Here is a 7,127-nt window from a genome sequence, read left to right as displayed (position 1 = left end):
GGCCGGGCCGGCCACCCGCTCCTGCGCCAGCTCATCCTGCTCAACTGACCGCCAGCAGCACCGATCAACGCCTACGAAAATCTTGGAAGACCCAAAAACAAGACACCCCCTCCGAATGGCGGAACAGGCAAGACCAAGGATGGATTCGCAGATGTCGTCGTATACTTCGACGACTACGTCTTCATCTGGGAAGTGAAATCCGCCAAAACCGCCGAGAAGGACGCACCCGCCCAACTTGATCGCTACGTCAGGACAATGCAGCAAGATCAGCGAAAGTACGGGAAAACCGTACAGCGCGGCCATGAGCTTCCGCAATTGGCAACCATTGATCCCTTGAATCCCAAGCAACAATTGGTCATGTAGTCGACACGAACAAGGGTGGATTCACCACACACCGGAGAAAGGTACCAAGGTGTTGTCGGCTGGTGGACACGCAAAAATTCCGGCAGGACCCCCAAGGGACAGGAGGAGTCAACCGTCCGCGCCCCGCTGAGCATCCAGGTATGGCAGCCCACCCCCGCTCAGCAGAGGAATATCGCATGGGGGGCATTCACTTCGGGCGCCCTGTATGTGCTGGGGAAGATGGTGACCAGCCCGTTCGGTCTTGAGTAGGGTAGGCACGTGGACATCCTCGAAACCCTCAATGCCAATCTCTCGCATGGGCTCACCGTGGAGCTCACGGTGTACGACACCTCCCCCGCCCAACTGTCGTCATGCGCATACGCATGGCTCACGGACGGCGTTCGACAGTTCGCGGGGAGCGACATCGTGCAGACCGCCGGACAGGTGAGGATCTCCAGTAAGGGTTTCTCTCGCGTCCCTACGTTGAAGCCACATGGCGAATCCAACCGATGGTCCTACGTGTCAGTGGCACCCCAGGGAACGTTCAGCGTCCTGTACAACCCCTACGCTCCGGATTCCCTTCCGTGGCTCAGGAGGATCATTGATGATCGCCCTGAGTCGGTTTCCGTGGAGAGTGGAGAATTCACACACAACGGAGAAATCGGGGACGCCGACGTCTGGGTTTCGGTTACCTTTGAGGCCGAGCTACCCGAATATGCGAAGCTGGTTTTGTATGTGGACGAGAAAGAACTCGTCGGCCCGGAGACGGCCCGGAGTACACAGGGCCGTCTCCTGCAGACCGTGCAGTGGGCATGCAACCGGTACAACGTGGTTTTTGGGCACGTGTCCTATAGGCACGCTCAAGGGATGACGGAACTTGAGCGCTTTCTCCGATTTGAGCCCAGTGACCCGATCCTTAACACTCCCCAGTGGCGCTCAAAACTGCGCGGCTATTCCTGGCTCATGGTCGTCTCCGCTGACGTTGCCCACATGTTGGGCGGCGTCGACACCCTACGCAGGTCTCTGGTTTTTCACTCTATTTCCGTACTACCCAACGGATCGCTGCTCCTCCAAGCCACTCCAACCTTCGAGGAATTCCGCGGAGCAGCGGTCCGAAACGTCCAGCGCCTGATGCGGGACGTTCTCGTGACTGGCGAATTCCGCAAGCCTCCGCCTGTACCTGGCCTTCCGCCAACGCACTTGATTGTCCTGCCTGACTGAGCGGCAGATCACTGCGCCCTGCGCTCCACCCCAACGAATCACCGCATGAGCACCCCGGCGGCCTCCACCACCTCCTCCGAAGGCACAGCCACCAGCCCCAACTCCGCCCCCGACGCCAACAACCGATGCGCCGGCAAAATCCGCACCGTATACCCGAACGGCCCCGTCCGATCCAGCGACAGCGGCCCCTCGTAGGCCCACCGCCCCTCAAGATCCGGCCCCCCGACGGGCTTGAGCGGCACGGACGTCCCGTCCGCGATCCGGTCCTCCTCGTCCACCCGCCCGGAGACGGCCTGGACCTCCACGTCCTCGGGGTTCAACTCACCGAGCCCCACCCGCACCCGAAGTCCGAGCGTCGACCCCAACTCCGCGGTGGCCGTAGAGACCGACGTCTCCACGTGATCGACGGTGACCGAGGACCAGGCCCCCCGCACCCGCCCCTTCCACACCGCCAACTCCCGCGCCAGATCCGGAGTCATAGCGCGATGCGCATGCGCGGCCGGCGTGTACAACCGCTCCACGTAGTCCCGCACCATCCGCCCCGCCAGCACCTTCGGCCCCAGCAAGGTCAACGTCTGCCGCACCATCTCGATCCAACGGTCCGGCAACCCGCCCTGACCCCGCTCGTAGAAGCGAGGCGTAACCCGCTGTTCCAGCAGGTCATACAGCGCCGCCGCCTCCACATCGTCCCGGTGGTCCGGATCCGTCCCCGTACCGTCGGCAGTCGGAATCGCCCACCCGAAGTCCGGCTGGAACCACTCGTCCCACCAGCCATCCAGGACCGACAGATTCAGACAGCCGTTCAGCGCCGCCTTCATCCCGCTCGTCCCGCACGCCTCCAACGGCCTCAACGGGTTGTTCAGCCAGATGTCGCAGCCCGGGTACAGCTTCTGCGCCATCGCCATGCCGTAGTCCGGCAGGAAGACGATCCGATGCCTCACCCTCGGATCGTCCGCGAACCGCACCAGCTCCTGCACCAACCGCTTCCCACCGTCATCCGCCGGGTGCGCCTTGCCCGCCACCACGATCTGGATCGGGCGCTCGGGGTGCAGCAGCAGGTCCATCAGGCGGTCCCGGTCCCGCAGCATCAGCGTCAGGCGCTTGTACGACGGCACCCGCCTCGCGAACCCGATCGTCAACACATCCGGGTCCAGCACACCGTCGATCCAGCCCAACTCCGCCGTCCCCGCGCCCCGTTGGCGCCACGACACCCGAAGCCGCTCCCGTACCTCCGTCACCAGCTGTTCGCGCAGCACCCGCCGCAACTCCCAGATGTCCTGGTCCGGGATCTCCCCCACCGCGTCCCAGCGATCCGAACCACCGACCGTCAACGCATCCTCGGTCCTCTGTGCTCCGATCTGCCGTGCCCCCAGCCGGAAGACCTCCGGAGCCACCCACGTCGGGGCATGTACGCCGTTCGTCACGGACGTGATCGGGACCTCGTCGGGGTCGAATCCCGGCCACAGCCCCGAGAACATCTCGCGGCTCACCTGGCCGTGGAGCAGCGAGACACCGTTCGCCCGCTGGCCCAACCGCAGGCCCATCACGGCCATGTTGAAGAGATTCGGCTCGCCACCCGCATACGTCTCCATGCCCAGCCGCAGGATCCGTTCCACGTCGATGCGCGGCAGCTCCGCGTCCGCGCCGAAGTGTCGGGCGACCAACTCCCGGTCGAAGCGGTCGATTCCGGCGGGGACGGGGGTGTGGGTGGTGAAGACCGTTCCCGCCCTCACCGCCTCCAACCCCGCGTCGAAGTCGAGGCCCTCGTCGCACAACTCCGCGATCCGCTCCAGGCCCAGGAAGCCCGCGTGGCCCTCGTTCGTATGGAAGACCTCGGGATCCGCGTGACCGGTCAGACGGCAGTACGTCCTCACCGCCCGCACCCCACCGATCCCCAGCAACATCTCCTGCAACAACCGGTGCTCGCTGCCGCCCCCGTAGAGCCGGTCCGTCACCCCCCTCTCCCCCAGGTCGTTCTCCTCGACGTCCGAGTCCAGCATCAGCAGGGGCACGCGGCCGACCTGGGCCAGCCAGATCCTCGCGTGCAACTGCTTGCCGCCGGGGAGGGCCAGCGAGACCTGGGTGGGCGTGCCGTCCTGCTCCCGCAGCAGGCCTACCGGCAGCTCGTTGGGGTCGAGGACCGGATAGTGCTCCTGCTGCCAGCCATCCCTCGACAGTGACTGGCGGAAGTAGCCGTGGCGGTACAGCAGACCCACGCCGATCAGCGGGACGCCCAGGTCACTCGCCGCCTTCAGGTGGTCGCCCGCCAGGATGCCCAGGCCGCCCGAGTACTGCGGCAGCGCGGCCGTGATGCCGAACTCCGGGGAGAAGTAGGCGACGGCGGCGGGGAGTTCGCCGCTCTGCGCCTGGTACCAGCGGTCGCCGGTCACGTAGTCGTTGAGGTCGTCGGCGACCGCCCGCAGGCGGCGCAGGAAGCGGCGGTCCTCCGCCAGCTCCGCGAGGCGTCGGGGCGGTACGTCGCCCAGCAGCCGTACGGGATCGCAGCCCGAAGCGGCCCAGCACTCCGGGTCGACCGACTGGAACAGATCACGGGTCTCCGCGTGCCAGGACCAGCGCAGGTTGCGCGCCAGGTCGCTCAGCGGGCGGAGGGGTTCGGGGAGTACGGGTCGGACGGTGAAGCGACGGATAGCTTTCATTGCCACTGCCACCTTGTCAGGCGTGCGGAAGCGGACGCACCGCGTTGTGCGTCCCGTCGTCGACATCGACGGTATCGGTGACGGGCCCCGGTAACCACGGTGCCTGCGACAGCCGCAGCCCAGTCGCAGCCCAGCCGCACCCCAGTCGCAGACCGTCCGGAAATCGCCGCAACCTTCACGCATCACCCATGGGCGACATGGCCGATTCCGCCCCTGTAGGCGCCCTTGTGGTGACTTCACACCACACGAGAGGCTGCAAGTGGCGTACCGGTCACGCAGGACCACACCCGGCGACTCCCGGGCTGACCACGGCCGCCGTACGCCGAGTCGAGGAGGGGAACTCACACCATGGCACGGACGCGAACACGGCGTCTGCGCTGGGCGGGGGGCTTGACCGCGGTGACCTGTGCCGCCGCGTTCTCGGCCATCACCCTGCCCGCGCACGCCGCACCGGAGGGGCGCATACTCGGCGCCGGAGAACCCGGCTCCGTCACCGGGAGTTACCTGGTGACACTCAAGGGGGGAACCAAGGCTCCGTCATCGGCGGGAAAGAGCCTCGCCGAGAAGTACGGGGCGAAAATAAGCCATACCTACGGCACGGTCCTCAACGGCTATGCGATCAAGGCCGATGAGAGACAGGCCAAGCAGCTCGCCGCGGACTCCCGGGTCGCCTCGGTCGTCCAGGACACCCGCGTGGCCCTGGAGCACAACCAGCAGAACCCGCCCTCCTGGGGCATCGACCGCGTTGACCAGCAGAACCTCCCGTTGGACAAGAGCTACACCTGGCCGGAGTCGGCGGGCGCCGGAGTGACGGTCTACGTCATCGACACCGGCATCCGTATCTCGCACAAGGACTTCGGCGGACGGGCGAGCTACGGCTGGGACTTCGTCGGCAACGACCGCACCGCGAGCGACGGCAACGGCCACGGCACCCATGTCGCCGGCACCGTCGCGGGCACCACGTACGGCGTCGCCAGGCAGACCAAGGTCGTCGCCGTGCGTGTGCTCGACAACGACGGTTCCGGGACCACCGCCCAGGTCATCGCCGGGATCGACTGGGTCACCAAGCACGCGAAGAAGCCCGCGGTCGCCAACCTCAGTCTCGGCGGCTACCGCAACGCCCAACTCGACACCGCCGTACGGAACTCGATCAAGTCCGGGGTCACGTACACGGTCGCGGCGGGCAACGACGGGCTGCCCGCCTCCCTCTACTCGCCCGCGAACGTCAAGCAGGCGATCACCGTCGGCGCGACCGACAAGAAGGACGCCCGCGCGAGCTTCTCCAACTACGGCGCGTCCCTCGACCTGTTCGCCCCCGGCGTCGGCATCACCTCGGCGTCCAACAAGGGCGACACCGCCAAGGCCACCTACTCGGGTACGTCGATGGCGTCCCCGCACGCGGCGGGCACGGCCGCGCTCTATCTCGCCGACCACCCGAAGGCCACACCCGCACAGGTGTCCCAGGCACTGGTCGCACTCTCCGCATCCGGCAAAATCTCCGACCGCGGACTCGCCTCACCGAACAGACTTCTCCAGGTACCGCCCTCGTAGGAGCAGTTCACCGGCACCGGCCCCGTTCCTCTCGAACGGGGCCGGTCTTGTGTGTAGACATACGCGTGAGTAGTTAACAAAGTGCCGGATTGCCCACCCGAATAGGGTGGGAAGGCTCCTCCGGTACGACACCGGTACGACTCTCAGGTACTCCACAGCATCACCACGCAGGACCCACCTCCCCACAGCCATCCGCCCACCCACGTTGACGCGGACAGGAGCGGTCATGCCCGCCACGCACCACTCGTCAGCACCCCCGACGGCCGGCGCCGGCACCACCGGCACACCCCCCGAGCAGCGCACGCCCGCCACCGGGCCCCCGCCCCCGGAGCCACCCTCCACGGGCGACGGCATCGGACGCATACCCGTCCTGGACGTCCGTCCGGTCGTCCAGTGCGGCCGCCGGCCCGCGAAGGCGGTCACCGGCGAGACGTTCCAGGTCACCGCCACCGTGTTCCGCGAGGGCCATGACGCGGTCGCCGCCAACGTCGTACTGAAAGACCCCGAGGGCCGCCCCGGCCCGTGGACCCCGATGCGCGAACTCGCCCCCGGCACCGACCGCTGGGGCGCCGACGTCACCCCCGGGTCCGTCGGCCGGTGGACGTACCAGGTCGAGGCCTGGGGCGACCCGATCTCCACCTGGCGCCACCACGCCCAGATCAAGATCCCGGCCGGCATGGACACCGAACTCGTCCTGGAGGAGGGCGCGCGCCTGTACGAGCGGGCGGCGGCCGGTGTCCCCAAGGGCGAGGGCCTGCGCAAGGTCGTCCGGGCCGCCGTCGAAGCGCTCCGCGACGAGTCCCGCCCGGCCGTGGCACGCCTCGCGGCGGCACTGACACCGGAGGTGGACGCGGTCCTCGCCGCCCACCCCCTGCGCGAATTCGTCACCGCCTCCGAGGAGTTGCCGCTGCTGGTGGAGCGGGAGCGGGCGCTGTACGGGTCGTGGTACGAGTTCTTCCCGCGGTCCGAGGGGACGGCGGAGCGTCCGCACGGCACGTTCCGGACGGCGGCGCGGCGGCTTCCGGCCATCGCCCGGATGGGCTTCGACGTGGTCTACCTGCCGCCGATCCATCCGATCGGGTCGACCTTCCGCAAGGGCCCGAACAACACCCTCTCCGCCGCCCCGGAGGATGTGGGGGTGCCGTGGGCGATCGGCTCCCCCGAGGGCGGACATGACGCCGTCCACCCCGGCCTGGGCACCATCGACGACTTCGACTGGTTCGTGCGGGAAGCCCGCACACACGATCTCGAAATCGCGCTCGACTTCGCGTTGCAGTGCTCCCCCGACCATCCCTGGGTGCAGAAACATCCGGAGTGGTTCCATCACCGGGCGGACGGCACCATCGCCTACGCCGA

Annotated in this window: 5 protein-coding genes; 3 read left to right on the top strand and 2 right to left on the bottom strand. The window is 67.3% G+C overall.

All coding sequences use genetic code 11. The features are described from left to right. Positions 1-303: hypothetical protein (locus ABZ928_RS53310; RefSeq protein ID WP_361537114.1), on the bottom strand; the 303-nt coding region annotated here is incomplete at its 3' end. A 318-nt stretch (positions 304-621) separates the two neighbouring features. Between ABZ928_RS53310 and ABZ928_RS53305 the strand changes: the two genes are divergently transcribed. Beyond that, complete coding sequence (locus tag ABZ928_RS53305; RefSeq protein ID WP_361537112.1) at positions 622-1,563, top strand: hypothetical protein; 942 nt, start codon at positions 622-624, stop codon at positions 1,561-1,563. A gap of 38 nt (positions 1,564-1,601) precedes the next feature. On the opposite strand, the gene ABZ928_RS53300 is transcribed toward ABZ928_RS53305, so the two are convergent. Next, a complete protein-coding gene (locus tag ABZ928_RS53300; RefSeq protein WP_361537110.1) occupies positions 1,602-4,220 on the bottom strand; it encodes a glycosyltransferase family 1 protein in 2,619 nt (872 codons plus the stop codon). 348 nt (positions 4,221-4,568) lie between these two features. On the opposite strand from ABZ928_RS53300, the gene ABZ928_RS53295 reads away from it, so the two are divergent. After that, positions 4,569-5,771 carry a S8 family peptidase gene (locus ABZ928_RS53295; protein ID WP_361537108.1) on the top strand — a complete coding sequence of 401 codons (1,203 nt, stop codon included), beginning with the start codon at positions 4,569-4,571 and terminating at the stop codon, positions 5,769-5,771. Positions 5,772-5,997: 226 nt separating this feature from the next. Beyond that, positions 5,998-7,127, top strand: a 1,130-nt coding sequence (locus ABZ928_RS53290; RefSeq protein WP_361537106.1) for a maltotransferase domain-containing protein, incomplete at its 3' end; no start/stop codon positions are given.

The sequence above is a fragment of the Streptomyces sp. NPDC046909 genome (genome assembly GCF_040644695.1).
Taxonomy (GTDB): Bacteria; Actinomycetota; Actinomycetes; order Streptomycetales; family Streptomycetaceae; genus Streptomyces.
This window is presented reverse-complemented; position numbering and strand designations above follow the sequence as displayed.

What these genes read in the sequence shown, in the direction of transcription:
- ABZ928_RS53300 (WP_361537110.1), bottom strand. Translation starts at nt 4,220, where the DNA reads ATGAAAGCTATCCGTCGCTTCACCGTCCGACCCGTACTCCCCGAACCC.
- ABZ928_RS53295 (WP_361537108.1), top strand. Translation starts at nt 4,569, where the DNA reads ATGGCACGGACGCGAACACGGCGTCTGCGCTGGGCGGGGGGCTTGACC.